Source organism: Brevundimonas sp. UBA4553, from assembly GCF_002387245.1.
Classification (GTDB): Bacteria; Pseudomonadota; Alphaproteobacteria; order Caulobacterales; family Caulobacteraceae; genus Brevundimonas.
Genome location: NZ_DGLD01000019.1, coordinates 403,429 through 423,551, shown reverse-complemented (window position 1 = coordinate 423,551; position 20,123 = coordinate 403,429). Strand labels below are relative to the sequence as shown.

Below are 20,123 nucleotides of genomic sequence, written 5' to 3'. Positions count from 1 at the left end.
CATGTCAGTTTGGCGTAGGCCCGATCACCGACCGGGCCCGAGAGCGTCTTAGCCCTCGACCTTTTCTTCAGTCGTCGCGAGCAGTTCTTCAGCGGCGCCTTCCGTGCCGGCCGGAGCGGCTTCGGCTTCAACCGGAGCAGCAGCGGCTTCACGCAGCATCGGCTCAACCGGAGCTTCCGAAGCGCCCAGGTCGATGCCCGAGGCCGAAGCGCCGGCAGCCAGGCCGTCCAGGACGGCGTCGGCGATCAGGTCGCAGTAGGTCTGGATGGCGCGTGCGGCGTCGTCGTTGCCGGGGACCGGGTAGGTGATGCCGTCCGGGTCCGAGTTGGTGTCCAGGATGGCGATGATCGGGATGTTCAGCTTGCGGGCTTCCTGGATCGCGATCGCTTCCTTGTTGGTGTCGATCACGAACATGATGTCGGGGATCGAACCCATGTCCTTGATGCCGCCCAGCGACAATTCCAGCTTGTCCTTCTCGCGCTGCAGGGTCAGCAGCTCTTTCTTGACGCGGCCTTCACCGCCACCGGCGAGCAGGGTTTCCAGCTCACGCAGGCGAGCGATCGAGCCCGACACGGTGCGCCAGTTGGTCAGCGTGCCGCCGAGCCAGCGGTTGTTCATGTAGTACTGGGCGCAGCGCGTGGCGGCTTCGGCCACCGGGCCGGCGGCCTGACGCTTGGTGCCCACGAACAGGACGCGGCCGCCCTTTGCGGCGACGTCGCGCACAGCCACCAGAGCCTGGTGGAACAGCGGCATCGTCTGCGACAGGTCGATGATGTGGATGTTCGAGCGCGAGCCGAAGATGTAGCGGTCCATCTTCGGGTTCCAGCGGTGCGTCTGGTGGCCGAAGTGAGCGCCGGCTTCCAGCAGCGTACGCATCGAGAATTCAGGCAGAGCCATGATCGTCTTTTCCTTTTTCCGATCTAACCTAGCGCGGGCGATTAAAGGACCGGGCGGTCCCTCGGAACGGTGCAGACCGGGATGTCTCCCCGGACCGCGCCACGCCCACGTGCGAAGTGCGCCGGCTCTCTAGGCGGATTGATCGGAAAAGGCAAGCCAATCAGTCAGAAGCTGCGTCCGTCCACCCGCTGAGCGGTCCAGCTCCAGGGTTCCACATCCGACAGGGTGCGCACATTGATCGCCGCCACCTCGGACCCCTCAGGCGCTACGCCATAGCCGAAAGGCTGGACGCCGCAGGTCTTGCAGAAGCGGTGATCGATCTTGTGCTGGTTGAAGAAATAAGAGGTGGTCGCCTCTTCACCCGCCGTCAGTCGAAAGGCCGCGCGCGGCGCAAAGGCCAGAACAAAGCCCTTGCGATAGCAATGCGAGCAATTGCACTCGATCAGACCCTCCAGCCCGACTTCGACTTCATAGGCCACCGCACCGCAGTGGCAGGATCCCTTGTGCACGGTCATGGTCGTTCCCCTCTCAGGATGTCGGCAGACTGTATTCCAGATCATAACGATGGACGCCGTCCTCAATCGTCAGATGGAAAACGCCAGCGATACCGGCCAGCGCCCCTGACCCCGACCCTGGGACGATGGTGATCAGCAGTTCCTGCGCGCCACGATCCATCAGGCCGCGATGCACCAGGGTGAAGCCGCCCTCACGACCGTCGATCACGCCTCGAACGCGGTCCAGCGCCACATAGGCCCCCGATCGCTCCGGGCTCATGGTCGCCAGCATCTCGCCGGCCGCTGTTCCGGTCAGGTCGCCATGGAAAGTCTTGGCCAGCAACATCCGGCCCGGCGCATCGGGCGCCGCATCATCTGGAACGGGCGTGATGACGACATCAAAGGTCCCGCGAGCATTCTTCAAGGCCATGCCTCCCGTCATCAGGCGTCCTCCAGCATCACCACGCCCGGGGCCGATTTCAAAGCCCCACGCAGGGCGGCGTCCAGACGGTAGCGTCCCGGCAGCTTGATCTCGATCTCGGTCCGCCCCCCCAGCGTCGCCTGTAGCCAGACCTCGCCGCCCTTGCCCTGGGCTCTGGCCCGGTCAAGCCGCGCTTTCAACGCCTCGGCGTCAGCCGACTGCGCCGACAGGATGACCCGCAACCCGATCTGATTGTCGTCCAGCAGGACGTCCATCCGGCTAGCGTCGTCGCCGAAGAAGCGCACCTCGCCGTCCGCCGACTTGGCGCGCACCTTGACCAGAACCGAAGCCCCCACTTCCAGGATATCGCGACACCGGCGCAGTTGTTCAGGCGGGAACAGGCATTCGAACTCGCCCGTCGGATCAGAGAAGGTGACGAAGGCGAACTTCTCGCCGCTCTTGGCGCTGGCCCGCTCCTGACGACGGCGCACCACGCCCGCCATCATGAAGGCCTCGTGCCCCGCTTCGGCCAGACCCTGCGCCTCGGCCACGAAGGTCACGCGTTTACGCTTCAGCGCCGGCGTCAACTCTTCCAACGGGTGGCCCGACAGGTAAAACCCGACCGCCGACAGTTCCTGATCCAGCTTGTCCGGCCCCGCCCACGGCTCGACGCTCCTCAGCCGCGGCCGTGCGGCCCCGGCCTGGTCCGCGCCGAACAGGCTGACCTGCGACGATGCGCGTTCGGCGGCCACGCTCTGGCAATAGGCGATCAGGGTGTCGGCCTGCTCGAATAGCTGACGCCGGTTGGTGTTCAGACTGTCAAAGGCCCCGGCCTTGGCCAGACCTTCCAGCGCCCTCTTGTTGACCGCCTTGGGGTCAACTCGCTCCAGAAAATCGAAGATGTCGGCGAACGGCCCGCCCGCATCCCGCACCTCTACGACATGCTTCATCGCCTCCAGGCCGACGTTACGGATGGCGCCCAGAGCATAGAGGACGCTGCCCTGGCCATCCTTCCATTGGACGTCAAAGTCGGCCGAGGACCGATTGATGTCGGGGGCCAGGACCGGCACCTCGAACCGGCGGCAGTCCTGATAGAAGACCGCCAGCTTGTCGGTGTTGGACAGGTCCAGGCTCATCGAAGCCGCGAAGAACTCGACCGGATGATTGGCCTTCAGCCAGCCCGTCTGGAACGAAATCAGGGCATAGGCGGCGGCGTGCGACTTGTTGAAGCCATAGCCAGCGAACTTGGCCACCAGATCGAAGATGGAGCCCGACTGCCCTTCCGGCACCGACTTCTCGGACGCGCCCTTGACGAAGCGGAGGCGCTGGAAATCCATCTCCTCCTTCTTCTTCTTGCCCATGGCCCGGCGCAGAAGGTCGGCTTCACCCAGGCTGTAGCCCGCCAGGATCTGGGCGATCTTCATCACCTGTTCCTGGTAGATGATGACGCCGTAGGTCTCGGTCAGCACCTCCTTCAGGCTGGGGTGCAGATAGTCCACCTCGGCCCGGCCGAACTTCCGGTCGATATAGGTGTCGATCATCTCCATCGGCCCCGGCCGATAGAGTGAGATCAGGGCCGTGATCTCCTCGATGGAGCCGCAGCGCATCTTGCGCAGGGTGTCGCGCATGCCCTGGGATTCCAGCTGGAACACCCCGACCGTCTGCCCCGAGGCCATCAGCTCATAGGTCTTCGCGTCGTCCAGCGGCAGCAGGTTCCATTCCGGCGCGGCGCCGCGCCGTTCCAGATACTCGCGCGCCCGGTCCAGCACCGTCAGCGTCTTCAGACCCAGGAAGTCGAACTTCACCAGGCCCGCCGGTTCGACCCACTTCATGTTGAACTGGCTGGCCGGGATGGTCGAGCGCGGGTCCTGATACAGCGGCACAAGCTCGGTCAGCGGACGGTCGCCGATGACGATGCCGGCCGCGTGGGTCGAGGCGTTGCGATAAAGTCCTTCCAGCTCGAGCGCCGTTTCCAGCAGGGTCCGAACCGAGGCCTCAGCGTCGCGCGCCTCCTTCAGGCGCGGCTCCAGATCGATGGCTTGCGCCAGCGTCACCGGGTTGGCCGGGTTGTTCGGCACCATCTTGCAGAGCCGGTCCACCTGCCCCAGCGGCATCTGCAGCACCCGGCCGACGTCGCGCAGCACGGCTCGCGCCTGCAGGGTGCCGAAGGTGATGATCTGTGCCACCCGGTCCTTGCCGTAGTGGTCCTGAACATAGTCGATCACCTCTTCCCGCCGCTCCTGGCAGAAGTCGATGTCGAAGTCGGGCATGGAGACGCGTTCGGGGTTCAGGAACCGCTCGAACAGCAGACCGAACCGCAAGGGATCCAGATCGGTGATGGTCAGCGACCAGGCCACCAGCGAACCGGCCCCGGAGCCCCTCCCCGGCCCCACCGGGATGCCGTGCACCTTGGCCCACTTGATGAAGTCCGAAACGATCAGGAAGTAGCCAGGGAAACCCATCTGCTGGATGATCCCCACCTCCCACTCCAGGCGGCTCCAGTAGTCTTCCTCGGGCGCATAGGCTTGGTTCTTCTCCAGCCGGAGCTTCAGCCCCTCGCGCGCCTGGTGCGCCAGTTCGTCCGCCTCCGATCGCCCGGCGCCGGTGTCGAAGCGCGGCAGGATCGGCGCCCGCGTCTGCACCAGGAAGGCGCACCGGCGGGCGATGTCGATGGTGTTGTCGCAGGCCTCGGGCAGATCCGCGAACAGGGTCCGCATGGCCTCGGCGGTCTTGAACCAGTGTTCCCCGGTGATGCGCCGCCGGTCTTCCTGACCGGTGAAGGCGCCGTCGGAGATGCACAGCAGGGCGTCGTGCGACTTCGCCTGCGCCGCCTTGGCGTAATAGACGTCATTGGTCGCGACCAGAGGCACGTCGTTGGCGTAGGCCCATTCGACCAAGCCCTTCTCCGCCGCCAGCTCCTGCGGCTGACCATGGCGCTGCAACTCGACATAGAAGCGATCGCCAAAGACGCGCTGCATCTCCGCCAGGGCCGCCCGGGCCTCCGCGGGCTTGTTTTGCACAAACAGAGGGTCGACCGGACCGTCGGGACCGCCCGACAGCAGGATCAGCCCCTCGGATTTATCCACAACCTGCGCCCAAGGCACGCCGGGCTCCGACATCTCACCCGCGTCGAGATAGGCGGCGGATGACAGGGCGCACAGGTTCAGCCAGCCCTGCTCGTTCTGGACCAGCAGCACCACGGTCGGCGTCTTGGCCCAACGTTCCGCGATCTGACCGCCGATGCCGAGCACCGGCAGGGCGCAGGCCACGATGGGCTGCACGCCAGCGTCCTTCGTATTCTGGCTGAACTCCAAGGCGCCAAACAGGTTGGCGCGGTCAGCGACAGCGACAGCCGGCATTCCCGCATCTGCAGCCATCTTGCCGATCTTGCCGGCCTTGATCGCTCCTTCAAGAAGGGAATAGGCGCTGCGAACCCGCAGATGGACAAAGCCCTGACTGTTCGTCGTTTCCGCCAACACAAACTCCGCTGATCCCGACCGTCAGGACCTCTCATATCCGACCGCCGCGCGGCCAGACCTAGATCATGCAGGGAGTCGATGCGGCGATCACGCCACCAGGAAAGACGCCTGCCAGATCATCCAGACGAAGCCGCCGCATGACGCAAGCGACAGCATATCCCTCACCCAACGCGACATCGGTTTATCCCCAGCTCCGTTGTTCCTCAAATGTTCTATATTCTTGCTTTGTTCTCATTGCAAGCACGGGGCGCAGGAAACATCCAATTTCCCCTATCGAGCGTACACTGTGCCGAATGACCGGGAGTTTCCCCATGTCGCGCCTTCTGTTCCCTATCGTCCTGACGCTTGCCGCCGCCTGTTCGCCCGGCGAAACGCCAGTCAAGGCCGCCGCGCTGGAGCCGACGCCGGCCGGCTATCAGACGGCGATCTTCGCCGGCGGCTGCTTCTGGACTGAGGAAAAAGCCTTCGATGGGCTGCCCGGCGTGCGTTCGGCAGTGTCCGGCTTTGTCGGCGGCACGGCGCCCAATCCGACTTATGAGCGGGTGGTGCGCGGTGGAACCGGCTATCGAGAAGCGGTGCTGGTGACGTTCAATCCCGCCGTAGTCAGCTACCGCACCCTGGTTGATCGCTACTGGCGCACCATTGATCCGACCGACGCCACCGGACAGGTCTGCGATCAAGGACCTTCCTATGTCACGGCCGTCTATGCCACCGAGGCCCAGACGGCAGCAGCGCAGGCATCACGAACCGCCGCGATCGCCGCTTTGGGCGCCAAGGCGTCCGGCTTCACCACCCCGGTCTATCCCGCCATGCGTTTCTGGCCCGCAGGACCGGAGCATCAGGATTTCGCCCGTCGGCGCCCCGCCCAATATGAAGCCTACCGTATCGGCTGCGGCCGTAGCGCGAGGCTGCGCACCCTGTGGGGCGCCGCCGCCGTCGGGTAGCAACCTCCGATCAGTAGGTCTGGGCCTCGGCCGCGCGTTCTTCCAGATGGCCGTCCTTCAGGGCGAAGACGCGGTCCATGTGGCCGGCCAGTTCCATGTTGTGGGTGGCGATCAAGGCGGCGACACCTGTGGTCTTGGCCAGTTCGCGCAGGGCCGCGAACACGGCGTGGCTGTTGGCCGGGTCGAGGTTGCCGGTCGGTTCGTCGGCCAGCAGAAGGCGCGGATTGTTGGCCAGCGAGCGAGCGATAGCGACCCGCTGCTGCTCGCCGCCCGACAGCTGGGCCGGCTGGTGGGTGAATCGCTCGCCCAGTCCAAGACTGGTGAGGAGGGTCTCCGCCCGACGGCGCGCCTCAGCCTCGGAATGACCTGCGATGCGCATCGGCAGGGCGACATTATCCCGTGCATCAAATTCCGGCAGCAGGTGATGGAATTGATAGACAAAACCGATCCGCGACAAACGCAGGCGCGTGCGCGCCCGCTCGTCCAGGCCGCCGACGTCCTCGCCGTCGATCATGACCTGCCCGCTGGTGGGACGCTCCAGCAGACCGGCGGCGTGCAGCAGGGACGACTTGCCCGAGCCTGACGGCCCGATCAGGCCGACGACCTCGCCCGGCATGATGTCCAGATCGACGCCCTTCAGCACCGTCAGCCCACCCGAGGCGGTCGGATAGGTGCGCGTGATACCGCGCAGGCTCAGCGTCGGCGTCTTGTGCAACGGACTATTCAAAGCGCAGAGCCTCCACCGGATCGATCCGCGACGCGTTCCACGACGGCGGCAGGCTGGCGAGGCAACTCATGAAGAAGGAGAATACCGCCACCCAGGTCACGTCCCACGGATCGACCAGGGCCGGAATGGCGTCCAACATGTAGACGTCGGCGTTGAACAGTTGGACCCCCAGCAGCCCTTCAATGAAGTGCTGGATGGCGCCGATATTCAGACAGAACAGCAAACCCAGAACCAGGCCGGCGATGGTGCCGCCGATGCCGATGGCCGCGCCCGAGACGAAGAAGATGCGCAGGATCGACGAGGGGCTGGCCCCCACGGTGCGCAGGATGGCGATGTCGCGCGTCTTGTTTTTCACCAGCATGACGATGCCGCTGATGATGTTCATGGCGGCGATAGCGACGACCAGCCCCAGGATGATGCTCATGGCCACACGCTCGACCTTCAGCGCGCCCCAGAAGGCGGCCAACCTGTTGCGCCAGTCCGTAACGATGCTGCCCGGGCCAGCCGCTTGTTGCACCGGCGCCAGCAGCCTCTCGACCTGATCAGGCTCGGCGACTTTCATCTCGATTACCTCCCAGACACCTTCCTTGCCGAAAAAGAGCTGGGACTGCTCCAGCGGCATGAAGATGTAGGCGCGATCATAGTCAGCCGTGCCAGAGCTGAAGATGCCGCCGACCCGGTAGGTCTTTTCCAGACCGCCCAGGTTTCCGAAGGCGCTGTCGGCCCCGGTCGGCGAATAGATGGACAGGGCGCTGCCGACGCTCAGCCCCATCTGGTCGGCCAGAGCCTTGCCGATCAGGATGTTATCGCCGCCGTAGTCGCCACGGCCGAAGTCTGCGCGCATTTCGGGCGTCAGGCTGTCATAGACGAACTTGGTCGACGCCAGATCCTGGGGTCGCACGCCGCGCACGACGCCGCCGGTCATCTGGCCTCCGGCCCGGAACATGGCAGGCGACTCCGTCAGCGGTGAAACCGAGACGACACCCGGCACGTCGCTGATGCGCTTCAACGCCGCGTCGCGATCCGGCGAAGTCAGCACCGGCCCCTGCACATACATGTGCCCGTTGAACGACAGCATCCGTCCCAGCAGTTCGCTACGGAACCCGGCCATGATGCTCATCACGCTGATCAGCACCGCCACCGCCAGCATGATGCCGACGAAGCTGATGATGGCGATCAGGGCGACCCCGCCCTCCTTGCGCTTGGCGCGCAGGTAGCGAAGGGCCAGTCCGATCTCCCAGGCGGAGAAGGGACCGGCGGGCTTTACGGCGGGCGGCGGGACAGCCGTCGCGGCGTCAGTCATTTCGTCAGCAGCTCCAGGGCGGCGTCCAGCGACAGGGTTTGCTTCTCGCCCGTGGCGCGGCGCTTCAGTTCGACCACGCCGTCGGCCAGGCCCTTGGGACCGATGGTCAGTTGCCACGGCACGCCGATCAGGTCGGCGGTGGCGAACTTGCCGCCCGGGCGTTCGTCGGTGTCGTCGTAGAGGACGTCCTTGCCCAGCGCCTCGAGTTTGGCAACGGCCTCCTCACAGGCGGCCGAGACGCCTTCGTCGCTGGCGCGCAGGTTGATCACCACCACGTCGAACGGGGCGACCGAGTCCGGCCAGATGATGCCGCCGGCGTCGTGGCTGGCCTCGATGATGGCGCCCATCAGACGCGACACGCCGACCCCATAGCTGCCCATGTGGACCTCGGTGTCCTGACCATCCGGTCCGGCGACCTTGGCCTTCATCGGGGTCGAGTACTTGGTGCCGAAGTAGAAGATGTGGCCGACCTCGATGCCGCGCGCCGACAGGCGGTCGCCCTCGACGGTCTGGCTCTCGAACTGGGTCGCGTCGTGCATTTCCTCGGTCGCGGCGTAGAGGGCCGTGCGCTCATTGAACACGCCTTCCAGCTGCTCGACGCTGAGGTTGTGGCCCGGCGCGTCCATCTCGACCAGCTTGCGGTCGCAGAAGACCTCGCTCTCGCCAGTCTCGGCCAGGACGATGAACTCGTGGCTCAGGTCGCCGCCGATGGGGCCGGTGTCGGCGCGCATCGGCACGGCCTTCAGGCCCAGGCGCGAGAAGGTGTTCAGATAGGCGGCGAACATGCGCTTGTAGGCGATGCGGGCCGAGGCCTCGTCCAGATCGAAGGAATAGGCGTCCTTCATAAGGAACTCGCGGCCGCGCATGACGCCGAAGCGCGGACGGCGCTCGTCGCGGAACTTCCACTGGATGTGAAAGAGGTTCAGCGGCAGCGCCTTGTAACTCTTCACGTAGGCCCGGAAGATATCCGTGACCATTTCCTCGTTGGTCGGCCCGTACAGCAGCTCGCGCTCGTGGCGGTCGGTGATGCGCAGCATCTCCGGGCCATAGGCGTCGTAGCGGCCGCTCTCGCGCCACAGGTCGGCCAGTTGCAGCGTCGGCATCAGCAACTCGACAGCGCCTGCCTTGACCTGTTCATCGCGTACGATGCCTTCGATCTTGCGCAGCACCCGCAGGCCCAGCGGCAGCCAGGCGTAGATACCGGCGGCCTCCTGCTTGATCATGCCCGCGCGCAGCATCAGCTGGTGCGACACGATCTGCGCGTCAGAGGGGGCTTCTTTCAGGGTCGGCAGGAAATAGCGCGACAGGCGCATGGCGAGAATCTCTGCAAAATCAGTCTGACCCGAGGTTTAACCGGGCGAATGGGGCGAAAGCTAGAGCGCAGGGCCGCGCGAGAAGTCCGGAAGCGGCATCCACCCCGTCCAGACGATGAAGACGATGAACGCCCAGACGAGGGCCGAGACCCAGGTCGTGGTGATGAATTTCTTCTTCAACTGGGGGTTGGCGGGCGCGCCCCACTGACTGCCGTCGGTCGGAGGCGTCTCGACCTGCTTCGATGATCCCAGTGGCAGGATCATGAACAGCACGATCCACCAGGAGGTCAGATACAGCGCCACCAGAGTGAAGGGGCCGAGAGGCATGGGCGATCATCCATCGGTTCAGGCGCCATTCCGCATTTCGCCCGCGTCAGCAGCGAGCTAAGGGATGGCGCGAAACAAGGACGCCCTCATGCCACAGATCACCCTGGAACACTCCCCCCATTTCGACGGGACCGATTGGCGCGCCCTGGCGCTCGAAATTCACAGGCTCTGCGTGGATCTGGTCGGCGCTAAGACCCAGGCCTGCAAGACCCGCATCGTGCGCTGCAACGACCTGATCATCGCCGATGGGGACCCTGCCCAGGCCATGGTCCACTGCGACCTGCGCATCCTGACTGGCCGCACGCAGGAACAGAAGACGGCTTTGGGGGAAGCAGTGCAGGCGGCGTTGCTGGCCGGGGTGACGCGGTATGAAGGACCGGCGCAGATCTCGGTCGAGATCGGGGCCTTGGACAAGGACAACTATCGCAAGGTCACGCTGGGGAGCTGAGCACCTTCCCTCTCCCAGTGGGAGAGGGCTTAAGCCTCCAAGAGCGTAGCGATTGGTCAGGCGAAAGGGTGAGGGTCGAAGGCGTCCGTCGGCGTCAGCCGCAGCGCGGCGGCTTACGCCGATGGATATCGCCAACCCTCATCCGGCCCCTCGGGCCACCTTCTCCCATTGGGAGAAGGGTTCACTTTTACGGGTGCGGCCGCCCGATGCCGTAACGCGCCGCCCAATACGGCAGGATGTCGTCGTCCTGCAGGAATCGGGCGCCGGTCTCTATGCTGATCTGGGCGTCCGGCCAGTCGAACTCGCCGTCCAGCACCAGCAACGGGCAGCTTTGGTTGGCCGCCCCTACCTCGGCCACCACGGCGGAGCGCGGGCGCGGGTGATCCAGATGCGTGATGTGGACCTTCTCGCGCAGACGCGGGTAAAGGCTCAGAACGCCTTCGATCCGGGCACCGGGCGGGCAGTACCAGGGCCCGCCCTCATCGTCGAACCAGTCAGGGTTCAGCAGATAGAGCCGATCCGTCATTACAGACGCAGGATCACGGTTTCGACGATAGGCCGGCGATCCCAGACCTGCTGGCTGGCCTTCTTCAACACGCGGCTAACGGCCTGTTCGACCACCAGTTCGTCATCCAGAGCCTCGCCCTTCAGCTTGCGAACCGCCTGTTCGGCGCGTTCGGCGAGATCGTCGAGGATGTCGCCCAGCGGGCGGTCCGCATCACCCGGCAGGCCGATGCCGCGCACGTCGATGTCGCTGACGATCTTGCCGCGTTTGTCCATGGCGAAGCTGACGACCAGGACGCCGTTCGACGCCGCGTGCCGGCGCTCGCGCAGGGCCTCGCCCGCCTCCTCGACCAGCATGCCGCCATCGACGAACAGACGGCCAGAAGGCACTTCATCAATGATGGCGGCGGGTCCGGGAGCCAGACGCACCATGTCGCCGTTGCGCGGCGTCACGGTTTCCGGGACCTGCATGTCCTTGGCCAGGTTGGCGTGTTCCATCAAATGGCGGCGCATGCCGTGGGTCGGCACCGCGATCTGCGGACGGGCCCAGTTGTACATCTGACGCAATTCGTCGCGGCAAGGGTGGCCCGAGACGTGGATGCCGGGATGGTCCTTCTCGGTGTAGAGGCGCACGCCCCGGTCGGCCATCTTGTCCTGCAAGCGACCGATCGAAAGCTCGTTGCCCGGGATGACCCGCGACGAGAAGATGCAGTGGTCACCCTTGCCCAGCTTGATGAAGGGGTGGGTGCCTTCGGCCACACGCGACAGGGCCGCGCGGACCTCGCCCTGGCTGCCCGTGCAGAGATACAGAATCTCGTCCTCCGGCCAGACGCGGGCCTCCTGCTCCGACAGGAAGGGTTTGACGTCGCTCAGCATGCCGACCGACTTGGCGGCGGCGGTGATGCGGTGCATCGAGCGCCCGGCCAGGGCCACGCGGCGACCGGCGGCCTCGGCGGCGCGGATCACGCTGTCCATGCGCGCGACGTTGGAGGCGAAGCAGCCAACAGCGACGCGGCCCTTCAGGTCCTTGATCAGGGCGGCCAGGGCCACCTTCACGTCGCCCTCGGAACCCGCCACCCCGTCCACGAAGACGTTGGTGCTGTCGCAGACCATGGCCAGCACGCCCTCGTCGCCGAGGCGCTGAATGGTCTCGACGTCGGTGCGCTCGCCCACGACCGGATCATTGTCGATCTTCCAGTCGCCGGTGTGCAGGATCGTGCCCAGCGGCGTCTTGATGGCCAGACCATTCGGCTCGGCGATCGAGTGGGTGATGGTGACGAAGGTTACGTCGAACGGACCCAGGTTCAGGTCACCGCCCAGCGGGATCTCGTTCAGCTCGACATCGTCGAGGATATTGGCGTCGCGCAGCTTCTCGCGGATCAGGTAGGCGGTGAAGGGGGTGGCATAGAGCGGCGCCTTGATGCGCGGCCACAGCCAGCCCAGGGCGCCGATATGGTCTTCATGGGCGTGCGTCAGCACGATGCCCAGGATGTTCTCGCCCTCCAGGAAGGTCGGATCGGGCACGATCACGTCCACGCCGGGCGTGGACGGGTCGCCGAAGGTCACACCGACGTCGACGATGATCCACTTACGGTCATGCGCCGGGCCGAAGCCGTAGGCGTTGAGGTTCATGCCGACCTCGTTCGAGCCGCCTAGCGGCAGGAAGACGAGTTCGTCGTTTTGAGTTTTCTTTGTCATACGTCCCTAGAGGTGGGTATTCCGCCGCCAGATTTCGAGTAGGCCGCGGATGGTAAGGTCCGGATCAAACCGGTCGATTGATTGTGTCGAGCCTTCGAACAGCGAAGCGACGCCGCCGGTGCCGACGACCGTCATGGGCTTGCCCCACTCGGTCTTGATGCGATCCACCAGGCCCTCGATCAGGGCGATGTAGCCCCAAAAGACGCCTGATTGCATGGAAGTCACGGTGTCACGCCCGATCACGACATCGGGGCGTTGAATGGCGATGCGCGGCAGCTTGGCCGCCGCTTCATGCAAGGCCTGCAGGGACAAGTTGATACCCGGCGCGATCAAACCGCCCTCGAAGGCCCCCTGCCCTCGCTCGGCGCCACCTGACACCACGTCAAAGGTCGTGGCCGTGCCGCTGTCGATCAGCAGCAGGTCGCCCTCATAGACTTGCAGCGCACCGATAGCGTTGACCAGACGATCGGCCCCGGCCTCGCTGGGCTTGGGGATGCGCACCTCGATGCCGAGGTTGACGTTCTCGCCGATCACCAGAGGCTCGACGGCGATATAGCGCCGCGCCAGGTTACGCAGGTTGAAGATCGACTGCGGCACGACGCTGGAAATGATGCAGCCGTCGAGATCCTTCATGGACAGCCCCTTGCCGCGCATCTCGAACAGTTGATGCAGCCAGACAGCGTATTCGTCGGCCGTGCGCATGGCGTCGGTGGCCGTGCGCCACTGGGCGATCCACTCGTTGCCGTCGTGGACGGCGAAGAGGGTGTTGGTGTTGCCTTGCTCGATCGCCAGCAGCATCAGGCGGCCCCTCCGAAAAAGACGTCGCCAGCGGAGATGATCCGCAGCGCTCCGTCCGACAGTTTCAGACGCAGAGAACCATCCGCCTCGACCCCGTCGGCCGTGCCGGTCAGCGTCTCGTGCGTCAGCCGCGCAATGCAAGGGCCATGCAGCCCCGGCGTCCGCGCGGTCCAAGCGTCGAGAACAGGCTGGAAACCGAGCGTGGTCCAGCGGTCCAGCCACACGCCAAAGGTCTCAGCCAGCGCATTCGCCGCCTCATCGACACCGGGCGCCGAGGCCACATCCTGATTGAGGTGTTCAGCGATGCAGGTGGCGGGTCGTTCGGTCTCGCCGGGCGTTTGGCTCAGGTTCACCCCGATGCCGATCGCCAGCCACAGGCCGCCAGACGGCGCCGGGCCGGACTCGATCAGGATGCCGGAGGTCTTGCGGCCGTCCAGCAGCACGTCATTAGGCCATTTTATCGTGACAAGGGCCGGCGGGACGTAGCGATCCAGCAGGTCCGCCACCGCCAGCGAGGCGGCGAAGGTCAGCTGCGCCGCCTCAGCCGGCGACTTCTGTGTCAGCAACAGCAAGGTGGTGAACAGATTACCGCTATCGCTGCCCCACTGGCGTCCACGACGGCCGCGACCGGCCGTCTGGTTCCGCGCCGTGATCCACAGCGGCCCCACCTCGCCCGCCTCGGCGCGGCGACGCGCCTCGGCGTTGGTGGAGTCGGTCTCGTCGAGGATCAGGACCGGCGCGGCCAAACCCTTACCCGACCCCGACGCCCGAGGCGGCGGCGCGGGTCAGCGGCTCCAGCCACGTCAGGGCGACGATCACCAGCGGGAAGCAGAAGACGGCGGCCGCGAGGGCGACCCACTTGGCTTCCAGCGGCGACTTGTCGGTGGCGACGTCGGTTTCAGGCGCGTCGAACCACATCACCTTGATGATGCGCAGATAGTAGAAGCCGGCCACGACCGAGGCGACCAGACCTGCCGCGCCCGCCATCCAGTAGCCCGCATCAGCGGCGGCGCCGAAGACAAAGAACTTGCCCCAGAAGCCCGACATGGGCGGGATGCCGACGGCCGACAGCGACAGGATGGTCAGGGCCACCGCCGTCAGCGGACGATCCTTCTTCAGACCGGCCAGATCGGCGATCTTGCGGATCGGGCGACCGTTGCGGCTCAGCGACAGCAGGACGGCGAAGAAGCCGAACTGGTCGATGACGTAAAGGGTCATGAACATCAGCGCGGCCTGGACGCCCGCTTCGGTGCCCGCCGCCACGCCCAGCAGAGCGTAGCCGATGTTGATGATCGAGGAATAGGCCAGCAGACGCTGGATGTCCTTCTGCATCAGACCGCCGAACGAACCGACGGCGAAGCTGATCAGCGAGATCAGGATGATGACCTGGGCCCATTGGCCGTGTGCGACGCCGAAGCCTTCGACCAAGACGCGGATGATCAGCACCATGGCGGCGATCTTGGGCGCCGTGGCGAACAGGGCCACGACCGGGGTCGGGGCGCCTTCATAGACGTCGGGCGTCCACATGTGGAACGGCGCGGCCGAAACCTTGAACGCCAGACCGCAGATCAGGAAGACCAGACCGAAGATCAGGCCAGGACCCGGATTGGCCGTAGCGAAGGCCGCGATGTCGACGAAGCGCATCGAACCGGCGAAGCCGTAGATCAGGCTGGCGCCATACAGCAGCAGACCCGACGACAGGGCGCCCAGGACGAAATACTTCAGACCCGCTTCCGAGGCCTTCAGGTTGTCGCGGTGATAGGCGGCCAGGACATAGAGGGCCAGCGAGTGCATCTCGATGCCGATGTAGAGCGAGATCAGGTCGCCCGACGACGCCATCATCGACATGCCGACCGAGGCCAGCACGATCAGGACCGGATACTCGAACTTGGCGATGCCGTTGCGGTGGATCCAGCCGTCGCCCAGGACAATGGCGACCGCCGCCGACAGGAAGATAGCGACCTTGCCATAGACGGCCAGAGGATCGGCCACATAGGCGCCGTTGAAAGCCGTGCCCAGCGGGCCGACCGCGGCCAGAACCGAGGCGGCGGCCAGCAGCAGGATCGACAGGCCCGAGATCAGGCGCGTCGACTTCTCGCCGGTGAAGGCGCCGAGCATGAGCAGCACCAGCCCGCCGACCGCGAGGGTCAGTTCCGGGGCGGCGAGTTGAAGGGCGGAAGACAGATCAGTCATTATGCTCTCACCCGCCGATGGCTGCGCGATAGGCGGTCGTCAGGGCCTCAACGGTCGGCCCGGTGTAGTCGAGGACGGCGTTGGGATAGAGGCCCAGCCAGATGGTGCCGACGATCAGCGGCACGAAGATCAACAGCTCACGCTTGTCGATGTCCGTGATGGTCTGCAGCGCCGGGTTCTTGATCTCGCCGTACATGACGTTGCGGAACAGCGTCAGAGCGTAGACCGCCGAGAAGATGACGCCCGAGGCGGCGATCAGGGCCGTCCAGGTCGACACCTGATAGGCGCCGGTCATGGTCAGCACTTCGCCGATGAAGCCCGAGGTGCCCGGCAGGCCGACGTTTGCCATGGTGAACATCAGGAAAATGGCGGCGTACCATGGCATCCGCGCCGTCAGGCCGCCGTAGAAGGCGATCTCGCGGGTGTGCATCCGGTCATAGACCACGCCGACGCACAGGAAGAGCGCTCCCGAGATCAAGCCGTGGCTCAGCATCTGGAAGACCGCGCCCTGCACGCCGGTGTCGTTGCCGGCGAAGATGCCCATGGTCACGAAGCCCATGTGAGCGACCGACGAATAGGCGATCAGCTTCTTGATGTCGGTCTGACGGAAGGCGACCAGCGACGTGTAGACCACGGCGATCACCGACAGGGTGAAGACCAGGGGCGTGAACATCTGCGACGCCTGCGGGAACATCGGCAGGTTGAACAGGATGAAGCCGTAACCGCCCAGCTTCAGCAGGATGCCGGCCAGGATGACCGAACCCGCCGTCGGAGCCTGAACGTGGGCGTCGGGCAGCCAGGTGTGAACCGGCCACATCGGCATCTTCACCGCGAAGGAGGCGAAGAAGGCCAGCCACAGCAGCGGCTGAACCGCCGGGTCGAAGGCGTACTGCTTCAGCGCGGGGATGCTGGTGGTGCCCGTCTCATGGGCCATCCACAGCATGGCCAGCAGCATCAGCACCGACCCCAGCAGGGTGTAGAGGAAGAACTTGTACGAGGCGTAGATCCGGTTCGCTCCGCCCCAGATGCCGATGATCAGGAACATCGGCACCAGGGTGCCTTCGAAGAAGATGTAGAAGAGGAACAGGTCCAGCGAGGTGAAGACGCCGATGACCAGGGTCTCCAGCACCAGGAAGGCGATCATGTATTCGACGACGCGCGTCTCGATCGACTTCCAGCTGGCCACGATGCAGATCGGCATCAGGAAAGCGGTCAGCAGGACGAACAGGATCGAAACCCCGTCCACGCCCAGATGGTAACCGGCGCCCGCGAACCAGGCGTAGTTCTCAACGAACTGATAGGCCGGGTTCGACGGATCGAACTGGGCGACCAGCAGGACGGACACGGCCAGCACGACCAGGGTGGTGCCCAGGGCGATCCAGCGCGCGGCCGGAGCCGCGGCGTCCTGGCCGCCCTTGTTCATCATGCCGGCCAGAAGCAGCAGGCCGGCGCCGACCAGCGGCAGGAAGGTGACGATGCTCAGAATGTGAGGCACGAGGCTCAGGCTCCCCACGTGAAGATGGCGAAGGCAAGGAACACAGCCACGCCGATCAGCATCACGAATGCATAGAAGTAGACGAAACCGGACTGGAAGCGTGACAGCCAGCCGCCCGATTTCAGCGAAGCCCAGGCCGCGCCATTCGGGCCGAGACCGTCGATGATCTTCACGTCGCCGATCTTCCAGAAGAAGTCGCCGACCGCCTTGGCGCCTTTCACGAAGACGACGTCATACAGCTCATCGAAGAACCACTTGTTGTAGAGGAAGGTCCACAGCGGGCCCTTGCGCTCGGCCCACTGCCTGGCGACGCCTTCCTTGAGGACATAGATCCAGAAGGCGGCGAAGGTGCCAAGCAGCGTCACGATCAACGGCGCCCACTTCACCCAGGTCGGGACGTTGTGGCTCTCGTGCAGGACGTGGTTGTGGCTGCCGACGAAGATGGCGCCGCGCCAGAATTCGGCCTCGTGGTGACCGACGAAGTGCGGGGCGAAGATCATGCCCGCGAAGACCGCGCCGATCGACAGCACCAGCAACGGGACGACCATGGGCAGAGGGCTCTCATGCGGCTGCAACGGACCATGGTGATGGTCGTCATGCGCGTGATCGTCATGACCGTGATCGTCCAGCGGCTCGGAATGCGTCTCCAGTTGGGCGTGCGAGGCGTGGTCGTCGGCGTGATGGTGGCCTTCGTCCTTCCACACGGGCTTGTTGTGGAAGGTCATGAAGACCAGACGCCACGAGTAGTAGGCCGTCAGGAGGGCCGCCGAGATACCGATGACGAAGGCGAACATGCCCGCAGCCGAGTGGCCCGACGTCGCCGCCGCATAGGCGCTCTCGAGGATGGAGTCCTTGGAGTAGAAGCCGGCGAAGCCGCCGACGCCGGGCAGACCCAGGCCGGTGATGGCGATCGTGCCGATCATCATGACCGCATAGGTCACGGGCAGCAGCTTCCACAGGCCGCCCATGTTCCGCATGTCCTGCTCGTGGTGCATGCCATGGATCACCGAACCGGCGCCCAGGAACAGCAGGGCCTTGAAGAAGGCGTGCGTGAACAGGTGGAACATGGCCGGCTGATAGGCGCCCACGCCCGCCGCGAAGAACATGTAGCCCAGCTGCGAGCAGGTCGAATAGGCGATCACGCGCTTGATGTCGTTCTGCATCATGCCCACGGTCGCGGCGAAGATGGCCGTGATGCCGCCGATGATGGCGATGAACAGCGACGCGACCGGCGCGTGCTCATACAGCGGCGACAGCAGGCAGACCATGTAGACGCCGGCGGTGACCATGGTCGCCGCGTGGATCAGGGCCGACACAGGCGTCGGGCCCTCCATGGCGTCCGGCAGCCAGGTGTGCAGGAAGAACTGCGCCGACTTGCCCATGGCGCCGATGAAGAGCAGCAGACCGGCCAGATCCAGCGCCGACCAGGTGTGGCCCAGGAAGTCCCAGCCCGTTCCGGCCTTGCCGGCGATCTGCGGGAACAGCTCGGCGAACTCGATCGTGCCGAACATCCAGAAGACGGTCATCATGCCCAGCAGGAAGCCGAAGTCGCCGACGCGGTTGACCACGAAGGCCTTGATGGCGGCGGCCGAGGCGGTGTCCTTCTTGTACCAGAAGCCGATCAGCAGATAGGAGGCCAGACCCACGCCTTCCCAGCCGAAGAACATCTGCAGGAAGTCGGCGGCCGTCACCAGCGCCAGCATCATGAAGGTGAACAGCGACAGGTAGGCGAAGAAGCGCGGCCGGCTGTCGTCCTCGGCCATGTAGCCCCAGGAATACAGGTGAACCAGCGACGACACCGTCGTCACCACGATCAGCATCGTGGCCGACATGGCGTCCACGCGGATCGACCAGTTCGACTGGAAGTCGCCCACGTGGATGAAGGGCGCGATGTGGACGGTGAAGGCTTCGAGCCCGCCCCAGGTCCACTGGCTGAACACGATCCACGAGACCGCGCACGAGAAGAACAGCAAGCCGGTCGTGACCGCCTGCGACGGAATGTTCCCGATCCTGCGACCGAAGAAGCCGGCGATCATCGCCCCCAGCAGGGGGGCGAAGACGCCGAGAGTGACGAGAGTCTGGATAGTCACGGTTCCGATCAGCCCTTCATCACGGAGGCGTCGTCAACCGCGATATCACCGCGGTTACGGAAGAAGGTCACGAGGATCGCCAGACCAACGGCGGCTTCAGCCGCAGCGACGGTCAGGACGAACATGGCCATCAGCTGACCCGACACATCATTGAGATAGGTCGAGAAGGCGACGAAGTTGATGTTCACCGCGAGCAGGATCAGCTCGACCGACATCAGGATGATGATGACGTTCTTGCGGTTCACGAAGATGCCGAACACGCCGATAGTGAACAGCATGGCGGCGACCGCCAGATAGTGCTGGAGCGAGATGTCCATCACAGAAGCTCCTCGGGGGTGACGCCCTGGCCGGTGGCGACCGACTTGACCTCGACGGCCTTGGCGCGTTCGCGGTTAGCCTGAGCGGCCAGATCCTGGCGGCGCACGCCGGGGCGGTGGCGCAGGGTCAGCACGATGGCGCCGATCATGGCGATCAGCAGCACGATGCCCGCAGCCTGGAAGAAATAGACGTAGTCCGTGTAGAGCACGCGGCCGATCGTCTCGATATTGGTGGCGTCAGCGCCCGCCACGACGGGAGCGATAGCTGATCGCGCCGCCCCGCCCTGCACCACGGTGATCGACACCATGATCATCTCGGCCAGCAACACGCCGGCCACGATCCCCGCCAGCGGCAGGTAGCGAGCGTAGCCCTCACGAAGACGGACGAAATCGACGTCCAGCATCATGACCACGAACAGGAACAGCACCGCGACAGCGCCGACGTAAACGACCACCAGCAGCATGGCCAGAAACTCTGCGCCCAGCAGGACGAACAGGCCGGCGGCCGAGAAGAAGCTGAGGATCAGCCAGAGGACGGAGTGCACGGGGTTGCGCGCGGTCACGACCAGAAGGCCCGAGACCACGGCGACCGTCGCCAGAAGATAAAACGCTATGCCTTGCAGCATGGGTGGGACAAAGCCCCCTTCAAAATCTTGCGCTGCGATCCCGTGATCG

The 20,123-nt window shown here is 65.0% G+C and carries 19 protein-coding genes; 2 read left to right on the top strand and 17 right to left on the bottom strand.

Translation table 11 applies throughout. The features are described 5' to 3' along the window. Positions 1-48: 48 nt before the first annotated feature. The 4 genes from rpsB to dnaE all read right to left on the bottom strand — a co-directional run bounded on the left by rpsB (position 49) and on the right by dnaE (position 5,288). Positions 49-897, bottom strand: coding sequence for a 30S ribosomal protein S2 (rpsB, locus tag B4A39_RS14495; RefSeq protein WP_292037263.1), 849 nt, complete (start codon positions 895-897; stop codon positions 49-51). Positions 898-1,061: 164 nt separating this feature from the next. Continuing rightward, positions 1,062-1,412 (bottom strand): GFA family protein, encoded by a 351-nt coding sequence (locus B4A39_RS14490; protein WP_292037262.1) that lies wholly within the window; start codon positions 1,410-1,412, stop codon positions 1,062-1,064. Between the two features lie 13 nt (positions 1,413-1,425). Beyond that, on the bottom strand, positions 1,426-1,833 hold the full coding sequence (locus B4A39_RS14485; protein WP_292037261.1) for a DUF3224 domain-containing protein: 408 nt from the start codon (positions 1,831-1,833) through the stop codon (positions 1,426-1,428). Next, the gene (dnaE, locus tag B4A39_RS14480; RefSeq protein ID WP_292037260.1) at positions 1,833-5,288 is read right to left on the bottom strand and encodes a DNA polymerase III subunit alpha; all 3,456 of its coding nucleotides are present in this window, start codon (positions 5,286-5,288) and stop codon (positions 1,833-1,835) included. Before dnaE ends, B4A39_RS14485 begins: the two co-directional genes overlap by 1 nt. A 314-nt stretch (positions 5,289-5,602) precedes the next feature. Between dnaE and msrA the strand changes: the two genes are divergently transcribed. Next, positions 5,603-6,235 (top strand): peptide-methionine (S)-S-oxide reductase MsrA, encoded by a 633-nt coding sequence (gene msrA / locus B4A39_RS14475; RefSeq protein ID WP_292037259.1) that lies wholly within the window; start codon positions 5,603-5,605, stop codon positions 6,233-6,235. Between the two features lie 10 nt (positions 6,236-6,245). On the opposite strand, the gene B4A39_RS14470 is transcribed toward msrA, so the two are convergent. The 4 genes from B4A39_RS14470 to B4A39_RS14455 are packed head-to-tail and all read right to left on the bottom strand — an operon-like array spanning position 6,246 to position 9,905. Next, positions 6,246-6,950, bottom strand: coding sequence for an ABC transporter ATP-binding protein (locus B4A39_RS14470; protein WP_292037258.1), 705 nt, complete (start codon positions 6,948-6,950; stop codon positions 6,246-6,248). Between the two features lie 4 nt (positions 6,951-6,954). Further along, a complete protein-coding gene (locus tag B4A39_RS14465) occupies positions 6,955-8,265 on the bottom strand; it encodes a lipoprotein-releasing ABC transporter permease subunit (protein WP_292037257.1) in 1,311 nt (436 codons plus the stop codon). Then, the gene (proS, locus tag B4A39_RS14460; RefSeq protein WP_292037256.1) at positions 8,262-9,578 is read right to left on the bottom strand and encodes a proline--tRNA ligase; all 1,317 of its coding nucleotides are present in this window, start codon (positions 9,576-9,578) and stop codon (positions 8,262-8,264) included. The genes B4A39_RS14465 and proS overlap by 4 nt, the downstream gene beginning before the upstream one ends. A gap of 60 nt (positions 9,579-9,638) precedes the next feature. Continuing rightward, positions 9,639-9,905: a DUF1467 family protein gene (locus B4A39_RS14455; RefSeq protein WP_292037255.1), complete on the bottom strand. Its 267-nt coding sequence runs from the start codon at positions 9,903-9,905 to the stop codon at positions 9,639-9,641. 88 nt (positions 9,906-9,993) lie between these two features. On the opposite strand from B4A39_RS14455, the gene B4A39_RS14450 reads away from it, so the two are divergent. Further along, positions 9,994-10,353, top strand: a complete 360-nt coding sequence (locus B4A39_RS14450; RefSeq protein WP_292037254.1) for a 5-carboxymethyl-2-hydroxymuconate Delta-isomerase — start codon at positions 9,994-9,996, stop codon at positions 10,351-10,353. 187 nt (positions 10,354-10,540) lie between these two features. On the opposite strand, the gene B4A39_RS14445 is transcribed toward B4A39_RS14450, so the two are convergent. From B4A39_RS14445 to B4A39_RS14405, 9 genes are read right to left on the bottom strand one after another with little or no spacing between them, the layout of a single operon-like run. Continuing rightward, complete coding sequence (locus tag B4A39_RS14445; RefSeq protein WP_292037253.1) at positions 10,541-10,879, bottom strand: DUF3088 family protein; 339 nt, start codon at positions 10,877-10,879, stop codon at positions 10,541-10,543. Next, positions 10,879-12,555, bottom strand: coding sequence for a ribonuclease J (locus B4A39_RS14440; protein WP_292037252.1), 1,677 nt, complete (start codon positions 12,553-12,555; stop codon positions 10,879-10,881). Before B4A39_RS14440 ends, B4A39_RS14445 begins: the two co-directional genes overlap by 1 nt. A gap of 6 nt (positions 12,556-12,561) precedes the next feature. Further along, positions 12,562-13,356 carry a type III pantothenate kinase gene (locus B4A39_RS14435; RefSeq protein ID WP_292037352.1) on the bottom strand — a complete coding sequence of 265 codons (795 nt, stop codon included), beginning with the start codon at positions 13,354-13,356 and terminating at the stop codon, positions 12,562-12,564. Further along, complete coding sequence (locus B4A39_RS14430; RefSeq protein WP_292037251.1) at positions 13,353-14,099, bottom strand: biotin--[acetyl-CoA-carboxylase] ligase; 747 nt, start codon at positions 14,097-14,099, stop codon at positions 13,353-13,355. The genes B4A39_RS14435 and B4A39_RS14430 overlap by 4 nt, the downstream gene beginning before the upstream one ends. A gap of 4 nt (positions 14,100-14,103) precedes the next feature. Further along, positions 14,104-15,546: an NADH-quinone oxidoreductase subunit NuoN gene (gene nuoN, locus B4A39_RS14425; protein ID WP_292037250.1), complete on the bottom strand. Its 1,443-nt coding sequence runs from the start codon at positions 15,544-15,546 to the stop codon at positions 14,104-14,106. Between the two features lie 7 nt (positions 15,547-15,553). Further along, complete coding sequence (locus tag B4A39_RS14420; RefSeq protein ID WP_292037249.1) at positions 15,554-17,041, bottom strand: NADH-quinone oxidoreductase subunit M; 1,488 nt, start codon at positions 17,039-17,041, stop codon at positions 15,554-15,556. Positions 17,042-17,046: 5 nt separating this feature from the next. Then, entirely contained in the window at positions 17,047-19,125 is a 2,079-nt protein-coding gene (gene nuoL / locus B4A39_RS14415; protein ID WP_292037351.1) for an NADH-quinone oxidoreductase subunit L, read from the bottom strand. 14 nt (positions 19,126-19,139) lie between these two features. Next, positions 19,140-19,448: an NADH-quinone oxidoreductase subunit NuoK gene (gene nuoK, locus B4A39_RS14410; protein ID WP_105563431.1), complete on the bottom strand. Its 309-nt coding sequence runs from the start codon at positions 19,446-19,448 to the stop codon at positions 19,140-19,142. Continuing rightward, a complete protein-coding gene (locus B4A39_RS14405; RefSeq protein ID WP_292037247.1) occupies positions 19,448-20,074 on the bottom strand; it encodes an NADH-quinone oxidoreductase subunit J in 627 nt (208 codons plus the stop codon). Before B4A39_RS14405 ends, nuoK begins: the two co-directional genes overlap by 1 nt. Positions 20,075-20,123: the final 49 nt, after the last annotated feature.